This window comes from Staphylococcus taiwanensis (assembly GCA_020544305.1).
Lineage (GTDB): Bacteria > Bacillota > Bacilli > Staphylococcales > Staphylococcaceae > Staphylococcus > Staphylococcus taiwanensis.
On the sequence record CP058667.1, the window covers coordinates 1,751,616 to 1,766,084 of the forward strand.

The 14,469-nt window shown below is 35.3% G+C and carries 28 protein-coding genes; all 28 read right to left on the reverse strand.

Annotated features, from left to right (window positions below):
- Positions 1-11: 11 nt before the first annotated feature.
- Complete coding sequence (locus HYI43_08250) at positions 12-425, reverse strand: HK97 gp10 family phage protein (protein UDI78537.1); 414 nt, start codon at positions 423-425, stop codon at positions 12-14.
- Positions 418-747 (reverse strand): phage head closure protein, encoded by a 330-nt coding sequence (locus tag HYI43_08255; GenBank protein UDI78538.1) that lies wholly within the window; start codon positions 745-747, stop codon positions 418-420. Before HYI43_08255 ends, HYI43_08250 begins: the two co-directional genes overlap by 8 nt.
- 11 nt (positions 748-758) lie before the next feature.
- Positions 759-1,109, reverse strand: coding sequence for a phage head-tail adapter protein (locus tag HYI43_08260; protein UDI78539.1), 351 nt, complete (start codon positions 1,107-1,109; stop codon positions 759-761).
- A 5-nt stretch (positions 1,110-1,114) separates the two neighbouring features.
- A complete protein-coding gene (locus HYI43_08265) occupies positions 1,115-1,258 on the reverse strand; it encodes a hypothetical protein (GenBank protein ID UDI78540.1) in 144 nt (47 codons plus the stop codon).
- On the reverse strand, positions 1,248-2,198 hold the full coding sequence (locus tag HYI43_08270) for a phage major capsid protein (GenBank protein ID UDI78541.1): 951 nt from the start codon (positions 2,196-2,198) through the stop codon (positions 1,248-1,250). Before HYI43_08270 ends, HYI43_08265 begins: the two co-directional genes overlap by 11 nt.
- Positions 2,199-2,214: 16 nt before the next feature.
- Positions 2,215-2,799: a DUF4355 domain-containing protein gene (locus tag HYI43_08275; GenBank protein ID UDI78542.1), complete on the reverse strand. Its 585-nt coding sequence runs from the start codon at positions 2,797-2,799 to the stop codon at positions 2,215-2,217.
- A gap of 104 nt (positions 2,800-2,903) precedes the next feature.
- Positions 2,904-3,851: a phage head morphogenesis protein gene (locus tag HYI43_08280; GenBank protein ID UDI78543.1), complete on the reverse strand. Its 948-nt coding sequence runs from the start codon at positions 3,849-3,851 to the stop codon at positions 2,904-2,906.
- Positions 3,820-5,244: a phage portal protein gene (locus tag HYI43_08285; GenBank protein ID UDI79292.1), complete on the reverse strand. Its 1,425-nt coding sequence runs from the start codon at positions 5,242-5,244 to the stop codon at positions 3,820-3,822. The genes HYI43_08280 and HYI43_08285 overlap by 32 nt, the downstream gene beginning before the upstream one ends.
- Positions 5,241-6,464 carry a PBSX family phage terminase large subunit gene (locus HYI43_08290; GenBank protein ID UDI78544.1) on the reverse strand — a complete coding sequence of 408 codons (1,224 nt, stop codon included), beginning with the start codon at positions 6,462-6,464 and terminating at the stop codon, positions 5,241-5,243. The genes HYI43_08285 and HYI43_08290 overlap by 4 nt, the downstream gene beginning before the upstream one ends.
- A complete protein-coding gene (locus HYI43_08295) occupies positions 6,457-6,954 on the reverse strand; it encodes a terminase small subunit (protein ID UDI78545.1) in 498 nt (165 codons plus the stop codon). The genes HYI43_08290 and HYI43_08295 overlap by 8 nt, the downstream gene beginning before the upstream one ends.
- 337 nt (positions 6,955-7,291) lie before the next feature.
- Positions 7,292-7,693 (reverse strand): hypothetical protein, encoded by a 402-nt coding sequence (locus HYI43_08300; protein UDI78546.1) that lies wholly within the window; start codon positions 7,691-7,693, stop codon positions 7,292-7,294.
- 1 nt (position 7,694) lies between these two features.
- Positions 7,695-7,871: a regulator gene (locus HYI43_08305; GenBank protein UDI78547.1), complete on the reverse strand. Its 177-nt coding sequence runs from the start codon at positions 7,869-7,871 to the stop codon at positions 7,695-7,697.
- A 5-nt stretch (positions 7,872-7,876) separates the two neighbouring features.
- Positions 7,877-8,704, reverse strand: coding sequence for a hypothetical protein (locus tag HYI43_08310; protein UDI78548.1), 828 nt, complete (start codon positions 8,702-8,704; stop codon positions 7,877-7,879).
- Positions 8,697-9,047, reverse strand: a complete 351-nt coding sequence (locus HYI43_08315) for a hypothetical protein (protein ID UDI78549.1) — start codon at positions 9,045-9,047, stop codon at positions 8,697-8,699. Before HYI43_08315 ends, HYI43_08310 begins: the two co-directional genes overlap by 8 nt.
- Positions 9,048-9,335 carry a hypothetical protein gene (locus tag HYI43_08320; protein ID UDI78550.1) on the reverse strand — a complete coding sequence of 96 codons (288 nt, stop codon included), beginning with the start codon at positions 9,333-9,335 and terminating at the stop codon, positions 9,048-9,050.
- Positions 9,325-9,546 carry a hypothetical protein gene (locus tag HYI43_08325; protein UDI79293.1) on the reverse strand — a complete coding sequence of 74 codons (222 nt, stop codon included), beginning with the start codon at positions 9,544-9,546 and terminating at the stop codon, positions 9,325-9,327. The genes HYI43_08320 and HYI43_08325 overlap by 11 nt, the downstream gene beginning before the upstream one ends.
- Positions 9,547-9,645: 99 nt before the next feature.
- A complete protein-coding gene (locus tag HYI43_08330) occupies positions 9,646-10,038 on the reverse strand; it encodes a hypothetical protein (protein UDI78551.1) in 393 nt (130 codons plus the stop codon).
- Positions 10,039-10,216: 178 nt separating this feature from the next.
- Positions 10,217-10,681 carry a nucleoside 2-deoxyribosyltransferase gene (locus tag HYI43_08335; GenBank protein ID UDI78552.1) on the reverse strand — a complete coding sequence of 155 codons (465 nt, stop codon included), beginning with the start codon at positions 10,679-10,681 and terminating at the stop codon, positions 10,217-10,219.
- Positions 10,678-10,956, reverse strand: coding sequence for a hypothetical protein (locus HYI43_08340; GenBank protein UDI78553.1), 279 nt, complete (start codon positions 10,954-10,956; stop codon positions 10,678-10,680). Before HYI43_08340 ends, HYI43_08335 begins: the two co-directional genes overlap by 4 nt.
- Positions 10,953-11,342: a DUF3310 domain-containing protein gene (locus HYI43_08345; protein UDI79294.1), complete on the reverse strand. Its 390-nt coding sequence runs from the start codon at positions 11,340-11,342 to the stop codon at positions 10,953-10,955. The genes HYI43_08340 and HYI43_08345 overlap by 4 nt, the downstream gene beginning before the upstream one ends.
- Before the next feature lie 82 nt (positions 11,343-11,424).
- Entirely contained in the window at positions 11,425-11,676 is a 252-nt protein-coding gene (locus tag HYI43_08350; GenBank protein UDI78554.1) for a hypothetical protein, read from the reverse strand.
- Positions 11,651-11,821, reverse strand: a complete 171-nt coding sequence (locus HYI43_08355; GenBank protein UDI78555.1) for a hypothetical protein — start codon at positions 11,819-11,821, stop codon at positions 11,651-11,653. The genes HYI43_08350 and HYI43_08355 overlap by 26 nt, the downstream gene beginning before the upstream one ends.
- A gap of 4 nt (positions 11,822-11,825) precedes the next feature.
- Complete coding sequence (locus tag HYI43_08360) at positions 11,826-12,020, reverse strand: hypothetical protein (protein ID UDI78556.1); 195 nt, start codon at positions 12,018-12,020, stop codon at positions 11,826-11,828.
- Positions 12,020-12,424 carry a RusA family crossover junction endodeoxyribonuclease gene (locus HYI43_08365; GenBank protein UDI78557.1) on the reverse strand — a complete coding sequence of 135 codons (405 nt, stop codon included), beginning with the start codon at positions 12,422-12,424 and terminating at the stop codon, positions 12,020-12,022. The genes HYI43_08360 and HYI43_08365 overlap by 1 nt, the downstream gene beginning before the upstream one ends.
- A 10-nt stretch (positions 12,425-12,434) precedes the next feature.
- The gene (locus HYI43_08370) at positions 12,435-12,674 is read right to left on the reverse strand and encodes a DUF3269 family protein (GenBank protein UDI78558.1); all 240 of its coding nucleotides are present in this window, start codon (positions 12,672-12,674) and stop codon (positions 12,435-12,437) included.
- Positions 12,652-12,873 (reverse strand): hypothetical protein, encoded by a 222-nt coding sequence (locus HYI43_08375; protein ID UDI78559.1) that lies wholly within the window; start codon positions 12,871-12,873, stop codon positions 12,652-12,654. Before HYI43_08375 ends, HYI43_08370 begins: the two co-directional genes overlap by 23 nt.
- A complete protein-coding gene (locus HYI43_08380; protein UDI78560.1) occupies positions 12,873-14,120 on the reverse strand; it encodes an AAA family ATPase in 1,248 nt (415 codons plus the stop codon). The genes HYI43_08375 and HYI43_08380 overlap by 1 nt, the downstream gene beginning before the upstream one ends.
- On the reverse strand, positions 14,107-14,469 hold the full coding sequence (locus HYI43_08385; GenBank protein ID UDI78561.1) for a hypothetical protein: 363 nt from the start codon (positions 14,467-14,469) through the stop codon (positions 14,107-14,109). The genes HYI43_08380 and HYI43_08385 overlap by 14 nt, the downstream gene beginning before the upstream one ends.

A 14,469-nucleotide genomic window follows, 5' to 3' on the forward strand; every position in this document is an offset into this window, starting at 1 on the left:
TTAACCGCCTTTTATGAAAAATACTTATTGAATGTTTCTCTACCTGCGTCAATAGCAGGGTTCCAAAAAGGTTGAGCCTCTTGACCGTAAGTTAAATGACCTTCACCGTCAGCGTCTTCATAAAACCACGGTATCTTTTTAGCACGAGAACCCCCTGGACCCGTCGCATAAATACCTGTACCATATTCAACATATATAGCATAATCGGCACCCACACTAACAACACCGGTCAAACCACCATTAGTGAATTTGAAATCAATACTTTCTTTCAAAAATCCTAAGTCAACTGGCGCTAATGCTACGGCAGTGTTATATATCTTCATTGTGGTTTTAGCTATACCTTTTTTTGCCCACTTCTCGACGTTTTTTTGGTACCGTTCCACCTCAACGACTAAACTATCTGCACCATATTTCACTTTAGCCATAAGGTGCCTCTTTAAGTCGAATTAACTTAATTTCATGTTGGCCACCTTGATCTACAGGCTCACCTACAATACCAAAGATTTTACCCTCGTATTTAAAGTAATCGTTATCGTTTATTGGTAGGTCATAAGGTACATATAGGTTTCTGTCGTATTCAGATGACATTTGATGATATTTAAGTTGTTCTGAAGTAGTAGGCGTATCCATAAAACCTTTTATAATTTTTTCGCTTTTGTAGCGCTCTTTTTTAAACTTGAAATCGCCTACAACTTCAATTTGACCTTTTGAAATAGCATGTGGAAACTCGTCGTATGGGTCGAACACGATTAACACTCCTATCTTATGGGTTTAAAAACGTGGAATTTAGCACGTTTATATCTGTTTAACACGTCACTTATATAATCAGGAAGGCCATCATTGTATGTGTACGATACTGTCCCCATACTTCTAGATTTTAATCCTTTTCTAACTTCTGGGCGTTGATAATATTCGATCACATCTGCAACATATTTTTTTATTGCATATGGATAATTAGTTTGCCCATCAACAACAAAGTCATTATTCGTTACATGTTTAACATCATCAAGAATGCCATCAACTTCCATAACGAACAACGACTCTTCATCTTCCTTGATTTCTATACCATTTCTTTTTAGAAGAAGTTTAATTTCTTCGTATAGTGTCATATCAATCACCCGTTCTTTTTAGATGTTGAACGACGTTTCTTAACCTCTTCAAAGCCTACATGACTATAATAAGCTTCAAACGCTTTACGAGTTACTGCCAACTCTTGTCCATCGCATTTTACTTTAATTACTTCAGCTTTATTGTTCACCTGTACCAACTCCCGCTCCTGTATTTTCACCTTTAGGTTGTAATGTAGCGAATGCTTCAGGTTTAACATTCATGTATGCGATATGCATTGTAGCACGTAACGCGAACATATCACGCTCGAATAGAGATACTGGCTTATCAGATGCATCTGACGCTTGTAATGTCGTTAACGTTGCATCTTCAGAGATTGCATATTCGATACCTTGTAAAATACCATAACGTGCATAATCCCAATCACCCATTAATGCTAACGATTTCTTCTTGTCGTACACATCAGCGCCTGTATAAGATAACGGAAGACCCATAATCTCGTTGCCGTTAGCATCGAATAACGGGTGCTTGTTAGCATCTAGTGCATTACGCATTTTGCTACGGAACGAACGAGTAGTTAACACACCGTTTGGATCTAATTCTTCATCTTCGATTGTTGCCATTAAAGCAGAAAGGTCTACGTATAAATCATTTGTATCTTTAACAACGTTACCTTTTTCTTCTGCACCAGTAATTAACGGTTTTCCACTTGTATCTTTGTTATAAGGTGATTCAGTCCCAAAGATAACAGCTTGGTCAAACGCTTTGTAGAACGCTTCTGCAATTAAAGGTTTAACTTCATTGAAGAAATCCTTCGCAGTCCATTTTAAAAATTCTTTAGATAATGGAATGATTACACCAATCTTTTTAGCTTCCATTTCTGCTTGAGCATATTCTGGTTTAGAAGTTTGGATACGTTCAGTTTCTGATACCCAGTATGCTCCTACACCTTTTGCTAAATAAGTAAATTTTTTCTTTTGAGCATTCATCGGCTCATTTTTAGCTAATTTCATAATCGCTGAATTAGCCATGATATCTTTCATAATTAAAGAACCTTGTTCTTCAGGAATTACACCATTTTTAAAATCCGATAAAATTACATTACTCGGAGTATAATTTGGTACTGCCATATTTTATAACCTCACTTTATTTTCTAATATTTACTTCTTGCGCCATTTCTTCAATAGACTTTACATGTGGAGGTGTAGTGTTATTTTCTTGAACATCTCTCACATCTCTTCCACTTGCTTTAAATTTAGACTCGACACCTTTTTGAATGTGTTTGTCAAAAGTTTCTTTCAGAGATTGTAAGTTTGCATCAGTATCCTCGTCACTTTCGCCTACAAATCTATCTACTAAAGAAGATGGAACGTTTAATTCTTGCGCTTTGCTTAACGCATAGCTTTTCAATTTTTCGCGTTTAGCTTCTGCATCACGTTTTTCGAGTTCTTGTTCAAGTGCCGTGATGCGTTTTTGTTCTTCAGATTGTTCAGGGTTTCGTTTTTGAACCTCTTTTTCAATCAAGTTTTCAAGGTTCTTTTCTTTCCAACTTTCTAAACCTTTTGTGTGATAACGATCTAATTCAGGTTGGATAAATCGCTTACCTTCTTCTGTATCTAAAAAGCCTTTAACGTCATCAACAGACACCGTCTTAAGTCCACTTAGATACTCTTTTACGTCTTTGTCGTCTTTATGTTCTTCAAAGTACGACTTAATATCCTCGACATTCATATATCATTGCTCCTTTTTTTCGCCCTTTGCGTACCGTAACAGCCCGAAAAGTGCATAATAAAAAAGCAGTTTAGCGACATACTTCAGGTCGAGCAGTTAGGTTGCTATCCTTTGCATTTCTGTTTTTCCCACTCACGATATGTCATGTGTGGTATCACTTCTGTTGTGCCATCGTCATTACGCACACGCATGACACCAGGTAAGTCATCTTTATCAATGTAATACAATAACTTACAACGACAGTTAATATTCTCTTTTGCACTAGCTACACCAACAAATAGATGTGGCGCTTGCCCTACGCAACCACTAGATTTAAAGTTGCCATCTATATCCACCGACTGACCATCTAAGTGACGATGTGTATCACGTGTGCGAGTATCTTTAGTAGCAGACCAACGTTTTTTCATCTTAAATCCGTTATCTTTAGCAACTTTTGCACTATCTAGTCCGGCTTGTGACATTGCTCTACCTGCCTCTGTACGTGCTACACGTTGTGATTGTGCTTTTGTCATGCCTATATCATCACGTAACGCTTTAGCTATCTTAGAATAACCTTCACCGCTCATAACGCCTTGTGTGATGTGTATACGTATCTTTTTAAGCACTTCATCGCGATGCTTTTGTAATGTAGGCACCAATTTAATAAACTCAATTGGTTGCTCGATTGCTTTGTTGATTACAGACGCAGTAGGCACATCAAACTGCATAGATGTTTGACTAGCCATTTCATACAAATAAAGACTCATCATATACTTCTCAATGTAAGCGTTATGTTGAGTCTGTTTAATTGCTTTAGCTATTTGATTGTAATCGTCGGTCAGCATTTGTCCTATTCGTTCCAATTCTTTATTTAAGCGATTATATTTATTAAATTCAGTCCATGTTACATGAACGTCATCGGACTGGTACTTTTCAAACATATCTGCCAATTCCAGTTTGATAACTTTCAAACGGTTGGCAAATAATATTTCTATTTCTTTTTCAGCTTGTGCATTTAACTTTTCAATGTAATTATCAATATCATTCTGATTGGTTATCTTGCGTTCTGCCATCGTCGTTTCCCTCATTTATATCAGGAATGTTTTTATTTATTTCGAAGTTATCTCGCTCCATCTCATCAAGCTCGTAATCAACATCATCGACCAGTTGTGATTGTCCTAGTCTTGTACGTTCAGATACTTGCCCTCTTAAGTTAATTAACACTTGCGACTCTTCTAATTTGTTTACTGGAATATTACGCGTGAATTTAAATATAAGATTTAGGTAACTGTTTTCATCTACGTTGTAACCTTTACGTTTTAATGCAGATAGAATAACCTTGAATTGATATCTCAACATTGCTGTCATTTTACGCTCAAAGGTCATACACTTATTTTCTAACGCCATTAATTTTAATTTCATACCAATAATAGGAACGTTTCCATTAAACTCATCAGAGTTGAAATTAACTGATTTAGCAAAACGCATGATGTTTTTCTCAATACGATCCAAGTGGTTTTCTATCATACCATCGTTGACATCTTTAGTAAGATATTTAACATCCATATCTTTATCGAATAACTCAAACGCACCACTCTTTTGAGTCTCTTGTATCATTTGCTCGCTCATCCCCATACCACGTAATACTAGGTAAGCAAGACGCGTCTGACTAATCTCGCTAGACGCATCACTCATCGTTAAGTCATAAGCATCGATTAAGTGGATAACTTTCTCAGCGTCTCCTATCATTTCTTTGTTATTAGGTACACCGAACAGTGGGTTGTAGTCAAATAGATGTTCGTAACGACCAACTTCTTGCAATGCATCTATGCCATCACCACGGAACACGTAGTAATATGTGTCGTCATAAAATTCCGCGTAAACATACTCAGTGCCATTGTCGTCATCTTCTTCATAAAAATAACGTAGTGAATATGTTGGTTCTGTAATACTTTCGCCGACAAGCACTACGTTAAAAGGATCAATATTCTTTACGCGAATGTCACCATTAGTATCAATATAAGTCAATCTAGCACCATAACCACAAATAGCGGCCATCTTGCCGATTTCTGAATCTTCATCATCAATACTATTGCGTATAGTAAAATCAGTGATAAACTCTTTAAGCCTCTCATTTGTTTTGTTACTTTCATCTAAATCATAAGTAATTGGCACACCGTGTAAATAACCCACACGAGTATCTACAATTTCACTATCAAACGAATTGTTTAACTTATTATTTATAGATATATCCAAACGTCTAACATTACCGCCACGCTCAAAATCTTCTTTTTCTTCGATGGGTCGACGTTTAAATATTGGTACATAATCAATATGTGTTTTATATCTGTTATAAAGGTTAACCATACGCTCTCTATCGTCTTTGTGAGACTCTATAAGGGCTTCTATATGCTTTGGCAGTACACCTTGCGCTTTAATATCATCAATCAGTTTATACAAATTTATCTCGCCCTCCTTAACCTTTCGGGTTTAAAGTGTGTATATATTGCGTATCTGAGACTATCCAGTACATCATCAAACTCTTTGATAGGTTCACCAGTTGTTTCGTTCCAAACGTATTTATAAATTTCTTGTTTAAATCTTTCCATAGATTCATAAACAACCATTAAATCTCGACGTTTAAAAAGTTTAGCAACTTCTTCGACACCAGATAATTTGGCTTTATCTGCGTTAATTGCTCTAATACCATGACGTCTGAACTCGGTTAGATATTCAGGTCGAGCAGTATCACAATAGAAGTTAATATTTCCATATTTGCCTATTAACATTTTCGCTACTTCTACCCACTCATCAATAAACTTGTGTTGATAAGCGTATTCTTCGATTAGATAGATTTTTCCATCTATTGCTTGACCTAACAAGACAATTGAACCAAAGTGTTCAAATCCCCAATCTACACCTGCAAAATATTTTTTTATTGGAATGGTCGCCATTTCTTCTTTTGAAATCGTATTAAGTTGCAAATCAAAATCTGCATATACAACGCCGTCACCTGACACCCATTCGCCATTAATGTTACGTTCGTAGAACATTCCTGTTGGTGTCGACGCCTTAATAGAATCTTTGTAACGGTTGTTTAAGAAAGTGTTGTCATCTAGTTTAAATTGGTAAGATAATATACCAGCTTTCGGATCATCATTCTGGATATAGTCTTTCAATAACCAATGTTCAGGGTGGTCCGGGTTCGTATCAACTAATATCCTTGCGCCATAACCACTACAACGTGATTTAATCTCATCGAAGACCTCTTCGTGAGCGAGAGACGCCTCGTTGATATATGCGCCATACGACGTCATACCACGTATTGCAGCAATGCCACTTACTTTACTATGTCCGACTTGAACCACTTTAACGCCAAACAGAGTAAAACTATTGTATTTATCAAACTCAAACTCAATACCGTATTTGTTAGTTAATTCTACAAGTACGTTTTTACTAATCGTTCCTAGCGTTGCACCAGCTAGAATATATTGAGGCGTTTCTACACCTTCTTTATTAGCTATTTGTCTAACTCTTATTAATTCATCTAAAAACAAATCGTTGTTCAATATTGTTTTTCCTGTACGTTTGGCACCATGATTGATAAGCATAAACCAATCACGCTTTGAAGTATTTTTTAATATATCAATCTGTTTAGGTGTGTATAGTGCATCTAATCTACTCATCTATCAACACATCCTTTATAGATTTACGTAATTGTAATATCTTATCTTCGGTGCTCGTTTCATTGTTACGATCCATTTGCTCGATTTTCTTTTCAAGCATCTTAATTTCTGCTTCAATCTTTTTGTTAGTTAGTTGTTCATTGCCTAACATCATTCTGTTCATGCCATCTAAACCAGCTACAAATGCATCTGCTGATGACTTCTTTAAACCATTATTATTTATATCTTGTTTAGATATGTTTTTAAGCCACTCATATTCGTCAAAAGCCTTCTGGCGTGTCCATTTTGATTGCTCAGCAGCTTCTTGACACAATTCTTCGTACCTTCCGAAAACCTTCCGATTTTTTAAAAGTGTACTTGCTTCTTTATCTAAGTATTCGCCACTCTTACCTTTGGTCGAATAGCCTGCGTCAATGTATGCCTTGCGTTGGCTTTTACCTTCTATAAGTCCTAAAACAAACTTCTCTTGTTTGGGTGTTAATTTAATCAATTGTTTTCACTGTATCACACGCCTTTACGTTAAATACTCTTTAAATTTGTAATAAAAAAAGACTACCCGAGTTACTCTCGAATAGTCACTATGGGAGGTAATTAATAATGCAAAATCAAGTTTATCCAGAAAGGAGAAAAAGTACCTACCCAACGGATAGGCACTCAAGCAATCAGTGGCTGGCCAATACGACCATTACCAAACTTAATCACTTTCATTGAGAACTAACCAGCTACCTCAAAACGAGGGTTCGTGTGGATAGTGCTTACACAACAATTATATAAAATAATTTTACCCTTTCAAAATAGTGTCATTTCAGTCATTTTCGTCATTTTTGTCACTGTAATAAATATATCTTTTCCGCTAACTCATCACGTCGCGCTAAAAAATTATTTCTGTTCAATTTAGAATTAGGCAAATTTTTAATCACATCATCACGCTTGTACCCTTTTTTGAGTAACTCTAGAAAACAAAAGTCTACATGCCCTAATTTCTGTTGTGATTGATTAATAAATTCAATCTCACGTAACATCTGTGCATAACGTTTATTAGTTCGTTCTAACTTAATCACCACATCTTCCACTTTGCTACTATTTTGTCCCTGTGGTTTAGGTAATGTCGCTTGTATACCGTATTGTGCAATTGAATTGCTATCATAATCTGGCATAGCATCTGCAATAACATTACATTTCATTTTGTGTGTACCAATCATATTGATAATAGCCTCTTTACTGTACAAGTTAATACCCACCTGCCAAATCGTTAATATCGTATTGATCACTCTCTCTAGCAAAGTCCTTAGGTGCAGTATCAATATCGTCTTCACTCTGCAACTTAACGATAAGTTCGTTAGTTAGATATTTACTAAGTTCATACATTCCGATGATGAACCATATTTTTAGTATGCGTTTAATCATTCCTTTCACTCCTTACCTAGCATTTGTTTAATTTTAGTTAGTACATCGCTATCTTCTTTCTGATCATATTCAAAATAATAACCACCCGTTTTATTTCTATTGCCATTTAAAACTTTACTTATATTTCCTTGTTGTAAACCTGTGTATGTTACAGCGTCTTTTACACAATCAAATTTCATAATCAACTCTTTAGTTTTATAATCGTACATAGATATAGGTCTACTTTTAACTAATTTAAACTCTTGCAATCCTTTTTCTGCATTTTCTTTAGAAGTAACAAATTGCATATTTTCATAAAAATAACCTAAATTAGGGTTAATTCTATCTATACTCGGTGCTAAACCTCTATCAAACCCACTATTTTTATAATTTTCGAATAGCTTCACAAACGAATAATGTTTAATAAATTTTGTAGTAAATTCTTGCACGCTGAACGGTAATTCTCCAAACCCTTTTTCTCTGTTTCTTGACGCCATTGCATAGTATAATTTATTCAAAAAACCAAACTCAGTTTTTGTATATTCACGTCTATAATTCTTGTGGTAATCATTACCCTTAGATATTCTATCTACAATATCCAAATGAACAATTCGTTTAACACAACCACAATCTTTTCTTCTTCCGGATGTTAAATATTGCATAGGAAATAGTACGGTGTTACCACATTCACATTCGCAATCGTAACAGATTACTTTTTTACCATTAGGTCTTATTTTTACAATTCTTTCAACTGGTTTTAATTTCCCAAAAACTTGTCCTAAAATATTAACTTTCATTTTTGTAGGCGTTTCAGCTAAAGGGAAGCCATCAACATTTGAATGTACTCTAACCATTCAAATCACTTTCCTTAATAAAAGTACCGTTTATAGTACGCCCTTTTCTCCCTTTAATCTCGTCATACGCATACTGTAAACACTCCTGTAACGTCATATCATGTTGTTGTGCCAATATAATTAATGTAACGACTGTATCACCTATACCGTCTTTTAATGCGTCCATTTGACCACGAGATAAGGCTGATGCAACTTCGCCTGCTTCTTCATAGAATTTAAGTGCTTGTCTATCTGAATTGCCATTGTGTAAATCTTTATCAATACTCCATTGTTGTACTTGTTCTACTAATTGATCTAAACTGCCAAAGTTTTCTGTTTTTAATTGACCTAATCTATTTGTCATTTATTGTTCCTCCTTAAATTTGAAATACTCTTCGAATTCATATTCATCTGTAAAGTAATATTTTGACCTTTCATGTGAGGTAGGGTTTATCCAAATGATGTAACACGGATAACTGATAAAAGATAAAGCGCCAATAAGTAACTTTTTGTTAGGAAATATAGAAAAACAATCTGTTTCCTTTTGTACTTGCTCAACATTGTTATCATCAATAAAAATCGCTTTTAAATTTTTATTTTTAACTGTGTGATGCTTCTTTAATTTTTCAATCGTTTGCCACTTACTCATCACTACCACGCTCCAAATCATCTAATAAATTTTGAAACTCATGTGTCCCGTCGAGTTCGTCCATGCGTCTTAAATGCTTACCTAATTGATACAACATACCTTTTTCGCATTCACCACTGGTTATTTCAACATCGTTTACTAACACTGGATACATTTCAACCATTTCTTTCTTTAAATCTATCCACGCCTCTGCCTTCCTCTTCACTTCTTCCATATCATCGATGAGTTCATTGCATGCGTTTGTACATTTACAACATTCGTTAAACCAGTATTCTGATTGCAATTGGTAGTATTCTTTTGAATCATGTACCATTTAATCGCCCTCCAATAACTCTGGGTTTTCGTAGATGTTGCCGATAACTTCATATTCAGTCGAATCATCAATGTTATAATGGTCGTAGCCACCAATATAAAACTCAGTTAAGACAAATCCTCCGTCTAACCATTCAATTAAATATTTATCTCCATAAATATCTCTGACAATATCTTTTTCGTATATTTCGACACCGCGCATGTCTTTTAAACCAGACGACATCATAACAACCCTATCTATGCTACCGTCACCATTGACTAAATCTAAATCTTCCATATGGTCAAACCAAATAGAAAAACCCATATCAAAATCTTTTTGCTCACCATAGCTCATACCCTCTGCATATTCTGTATCGTGTCTTTCTTTATCCCACTCTCTGAATTTAGGTATCATCTCAAACACTCCCTGTTCTTATTCATATGTTCCCGTGCTACTTTCATCGTTACTCTACTTCCTGCCACCTTAACCACAAAGCCGTTGACACCTAGCTTGCGTAATTCCTGTTGTATCTGTGTAGGTGTCTTGCCTTGTGTGTTGTAGCGATAGCGTTGGTTGATTGTATCGCTAAGTATCATGAGACTAACTCCTCACATATCTCATCAAACGTTTGAATACCTCTACCGTCTGTAATATCCATGATTACGCCATACACATATTGATTGATACTGAACTCTGCACGATCTTGTTCTTCCGAAATATGTCCTGTTCCTTGTCTAATGTCGGTGCATTGAACATAAATCTTAATGTCCTTCTCACTTGCTCTTTTAAGGTGCTGTGCATAACCCATTTCGCAAATTGTCCCTTGTGCATGTGGTAAATAGTCGAATATCATAACATCGCTTGTTTCCATGCCTAATGTGTCATTAAATACGATACGTTCTGCTAACTTATCTTGATTAGCATTAGCTTTATCATTGATGTCCTTATCGTCATGTGGTGCGTAGACTTTAAAGCCTAATCGTTGTAACTCTTGTTTCTCCCATTCACGACGCATTTGTTGTCCTATACTCAACATATCTCCGCCTAAATAGATCATTGTTCTGCCTCTTCTTCTTTAATTTCGTAAATTTCATTTTCAACACTTTTAATTAAGTTATCGATCTTCTCTCTAATATCTTTACCGCTCGCATTTTTGAATTCTGTCGTTGTTTCATATCTGAGATAACCTAAGTAACCTATTATATTTACAAGTAGCCCTTCTAATTCTTTTATTCTGTTACACGCTTCTATATCTTTATTGGTTTCTCTATGAAATTTAACTCCTTGCAGTAAAAGTTCAGCTGTAATATTATTTTCAATATTGATTTTCATTGTTTTGCCTCCATTTTTTCGATTAATCTATCTGCATAATCTCTAGCTTTTTTGAAATCTGCTAGCTCATCATCTTTTCGACCTGCACGAACTGGATATTTAATCATATTACCTTTCATAAAACCTTTGAACTGTTCGAATGGTAATTGTTGATACAAGAAGTCGATAACATCTATATTTTCACTACCTTTATAATGGTCAGGTATATTATTGTCTTGTCCTTCCTTCACGTCCACCTTACGTGTGAATGGCTCATCAACTCTCACAAAGTCATCGTTATCTGTAAGTGTGAATTTATAACCACCTGCATTCTCAACCTCTGCATACCAAACTGTTTTCAAACCTTTTTCTTTTGCATACACACGATTGACTATGGCCGTTTGCATAGCAGTAATACCTTTAAATCCTGCTTGGAACTGAACAATATTATCTACTTTCAAATCAATTATCCTTACATTTTCCATTCCTCTACCCCCTCTGCACATTGCCGTATTGATCTGTTTTGACTTTAACCATAAGATTGTTTTGTACTAGATTTTTAAAGTATCTAGTGTTCACTCTGTGCTTAGCAACCTCACGTTCTGCACGTTTAGCCCTAGCAATACGTTCTTCTCTACGTTTACGTTTCAACGCTCTTTCGTGTCTAATTTCTGCTTGTTGTATCTCGTACAACTGCTTAGCTGTTAATTGCTTTTCATTTCTTTCGTACGTCTGCACCATATTCATATACTCCTTTGCCGTGTATTAGTTCTGGTCCACGTAAACCTTCTGCATAACGCTTTCTAACTGTGCTATCAGATACATCAAAATATTTATATACATCACATAATCTGTAACGTTTGCCGTTTATATTCACTTTCGGCATAGTATCACTTCCAATCTGCGTAACTAACACTAACGTCAGTAACGTTTTTGATGTTATCTAGTAAGTCGTCAGCGTCGTTTTTGTAACGTTCGGTATAGTATTCGATATAGTTCTCTCTATCTTCGTGTTTGCCTACCCACACCGGTTGTTCTACTTCAACTGTTAAATCGAATGTGAGTTTTAATGTTTCTTCTTGCATTACACTTCCTCCACTTCTAAAATGATTTTTGGCTCTTCTGCATACTGCTTAAAACTGTGTATCTCTACAATTTGGTTATCGTCTTTCCATAAGTGATCATTCGCTGCATCTAGCACAGTTTTAATTAAATTATCTATATCTGGCTTAGTACGTTTATATTGACCTATCGCTATCAGTTTCTGATTTTTCGACCAACTCTTCGGCGGTTTAAAGTAAAAGTAAAGTGATACTTTAAGTTGTGTATTCAACATCTCTTTTGGTAACTGGCTCTGTATATACTGTTTATGTGCTGTATACGACGCCGGCATGTATGTTTGAATAAAACTACCACGTCTACTGAAACGTGGACGAGGCGAGCCAATAGGTGCCTCGTACGTTGAATTGAATTTAATCTCTAGTTGCATGTGTTCACTCCTATAAATCAAATATACTCATCTGCATATTGAGTTCATGTTCTAAGTAAAAATTGTGTTTGCTTTTAAAGTTAGTAAGTTCAGTGTCACCTAAGTTAAATGAACTTTCTTTTGTATAGCGCCAACCACTTTGATTAACTACGCAATTTGAGTTAGGCGCTAGTGGGTACACTGTAAATGCTATATCTCCGTCTTTGGTAAATAGGTTGTATTGGTTGTTAGCACCTTCTATAAGTCCCATCGCTGCACCTCCACTTTGTTTCATCTAATATTTTTGATTTAACGTTATCGTAATCATCAAAAAAGGTTATTTCTTCACTTTTTAGTAATCTATCTACTGCCCAACCCATTTCTAAAATACTTTTTTGAATAAGTGGGTCATCTTTGTAATCGTTACGGTATAAGTCGCCTAATAATGTTTGTAATTCTGCAATAATCATTAGTAAAACCTCTGCGTTTTTTTGTAGAATTCAAGTTCAACAACACCTGTCTCGCCGTCTTTATTTTTAGCGACGTTTAACTCAATATCTGATTTACCAGTTTCATCATCTGCAAGTTCACGATTGTAATAATCATCTCGATAAAGCATAAATATCATATTAGCGTCTTGCTCAATGCCTCCAGCTTCTCTTAAATCAGACATCAAAGGGCGTTTGTCTTGCCTGCTTTCAACACCCCTGCTTAATTGTGATAAAGCTATGATTAAGCAACCTGTTTCTTTGGCTATAATTTTTAAATCACGACTAATTTTTTCAACTTCCAAACGTCTATCTTTTTGCGGCAAGTCAGATTTCATTAACTGCAAGTAGTCTATACATATAATTTGTGGTTTATCGCTATCTCGCATTGCAATTTCTCTAACATCTTGTGGTGTGATTTGAGCATGGTCTTCAATTCTGAAGTTGCTGTGTTGTTTAATATCGTTGATTGCTGACATTATTCTTTCGACTTCATCATCGTTTAACCCATCTGATTTTTTAATTTTATATAGTGGCACTCCAGATATTGCAGAAGTCAGTCGTTCCACTATATTGTTACCTCCAGTTTCTAAGCTAAAGAAAGTGGTAGGATAACCCTGTTGCGCTAAATTCCATATCATATTTAATGCTAGTGCAGTTTTACCAGTGCTAGGGCGTCCTGCAAGCACGTTTAATTGTCCTTCTTCAAAGCCGTGTATCTTTTCATCTAACTTATTAAAACTCGTCGTTATAAACGTCTTAGGTGCGTCTGATAAGATGTTTTCCATAACAGTTGTTAAAAATTGGTCTGTTGGGTTATCTTTCTCGATGTTTAACTCACTTAGCCCTTTTAATTGGTCGATTAGATAAGTAAAATTTTCTTTCGTTGGTACTGATTGAAACTCACTAACTTCGACCCTAGCTTTATTCAAAATGTAGTTGTTTAAGATGTTTAGTTGATCCTGCATAAAAAACACTTTATCTGTACCTTTTGAGTTATACAGTTGAGTTAATACCTTAGTTGATATAAATTCAACATCTTCTCTGCTTTTGTAGTAAATCTCGTTTACATCCACTTTGCCTTTTTCAAGTACATACTCGATAAACTTTTGAGCAGTAACATCTGTAAACATTGCCGGTTTGAGTTTTAACTTACTTAACAATTTAGGGTAGTTCATCAGATTTGAAACAATAGCGTGTTCAGTTGATAAAACATCAATATTCTTCATCTACAACACCCCATTCTTGTTTCATCTGCGCCCATTTTTTCTTACGTTCTTCATGACGTTTTTTGTATTCTGGGTCATGCTGTAATTTGTATGCTTTAGTTTGTTCTTTAGGTATCGTGTCGATTACCTTTGTTTTGGGTTTATAAGCTAATATGTCAGATAGAGTTGGTTTATATTTCTTTTCTCTGATGTATTGCTCTGTTTTTAATAATGTCGGTTGATAGTCCCCGTATTTTATTAATAGGTGTAGCCATTCTTTTAAAACTTGTTCGTCACTATCGAATTTCATATTGTAAATAGTATTGATTTTATTAAGAATGATTGCAGCCTCTTTTTTAGTCATAGGCAT

Bases quoted from the DNA above. Each gene is read 5' to 3' on its own strand.
- HYI43_08370 (UDI78558.1), bottom strand. From the start codon at position 12,674: ATGGGACTTATAGAAGGTGCTAACAACCAATACAACCTATTTACCAAA.
- HYI43_08355 (UDI78555.1), bottom strand. From the start codon at position 11,821: ATGCCGAAAGTGAATATAAACGGCAAACGTTACAGATTATGTGATGTA.
- HYI43_08325 (UDI79293.1), bottom strand. From the start codon at position 9,546: ATGGAAGAAGTGAAGAGGAAGGCAGAGGCGTGGATAGATTTAAAGAAA.
- HYI43_08260 (UDI78539.1), bottom strand. From the start codon at position 1,109: ATGACACTATACGAAGAAATTAAACTTCTTCTAAAAAGAAATGGTATA.
- HYI43_08310 (UDI78548.1), bottom strand. From the start codon at position 8,704: ATGGTTAGAGTACATTCAAATGTTGATGGCTTCCCTTTAGCTGAAACG.
- HYI43_08335 (UDI78552.1), bottom strand. From the start codon at position 10,681: ATGATCTATTTAGGCGGAGATATGTTGAGTATAGGACAACAAATGCGT.
- HYI43_08360 (UDI78556.1), bottom strand. From the start codon at position 12,020: ATGCAAGAAGAAACATTAAAACTCACATTCGATTTAACAGTTGAAGTA.
- HYI43_08275 (UDI78542.1), bottom strand. From the start codon at position 2,799: ATGAATGTCGAGGATATTAAGTCGTACTTTGAAGAACATAAAGACGAC.
- HYI43_08350 (UDI78554.1), bottom strand. From the start codon at position 11,676: ATGGTGCAGACGTACGAAAGAAATGAAAAGCAATTAACAGCTAAGCAG.
- HYI43_08345 (UDI79294.1), bottom strand. From the start codon at position 11,342: ATGCAAACGGCCATAGTCAATCGTGTGTATGCAAAAGAAAAAGGTTTG.
- HYI43_08250 (UDI78537.1), bottom strand. From the start codon at position 425: ATGGCTAAAGTGAAATATGGTGCAGATAGTTTAGTCGTTGAGGTGGAA.
- HYI43_08365 (UDI78557.1), bottom strand. From the start codon at position 12,424: ATGCAACTAGAGATTAAATTCAATTCAACGTACGAGGCACCTATTGGC.
- HYI43_08270 (UDI78541.1), bottom strand. From the start codon at position 2,198: ATGGCAGTACCAAATTATACTCCGAGTAATGTAATTTTATCGGATTTT.
- HYI43_08380 (UDI78560.1), bottom strand. From the start codon at position 14,120: ATGAAGAATATTGATGTTTTATCAACTGAACACGCTATTGTTTCAAAT.
- HYI43_08315 (UDI78549.1), bottom strand. From the start codon at position 9,047: ATGACAAATAGATTAGGTCAATTAAAAACAGAAAACTTTGGCAGTTTA.
- HYI43_08305 (UDI78547.1), bottom strand. From the start codon at position 7,871: ATGATTAAACGCATACTAAAAATATGGTTCATCATCGGAATGTATGAA.
- HYI43_08280 (UDI78543.1), bottom strand. From the start codon at position 3,851: ATGGCAGAACGCAAGATAACCAATCAGAATGATATTGATAATTACATT.
- HYI43_08385 (UDI78561.1), bottom strand. From the start codon at position 14,469: ATGCCTATGACTAAAAAAGAGGCTGCAATCATTCTTAATAAAATCAAT.
- HYI43_08290 (UDI78544.1), bottom strand. From the start codon at position 6,464: ATGAGTAGATTAGATGCACTATACACACCTAAACAGATTGATATATTA.
- HYI43_08330 (UDI78551.1), bottom strand. From the start codon at position 10,038: ATGATACCTAAATTCAGAGAGTGGGATAAAGAAAGACACGATACAGAA.
- HYI43_08340 (UDI78553.1), bottom strand. From the start codon at position 10,956: ATGAAAATCAATATTGAAAATAATATTACAGCTGAACTTTTACTGCAA.
- HYI43_08375 (UDI78559.1), bottom strand. From the start codon at position 12,873: ATGATTATTGCAGAATTACAAACATTATTAGGCGACTTATACCGTAAC.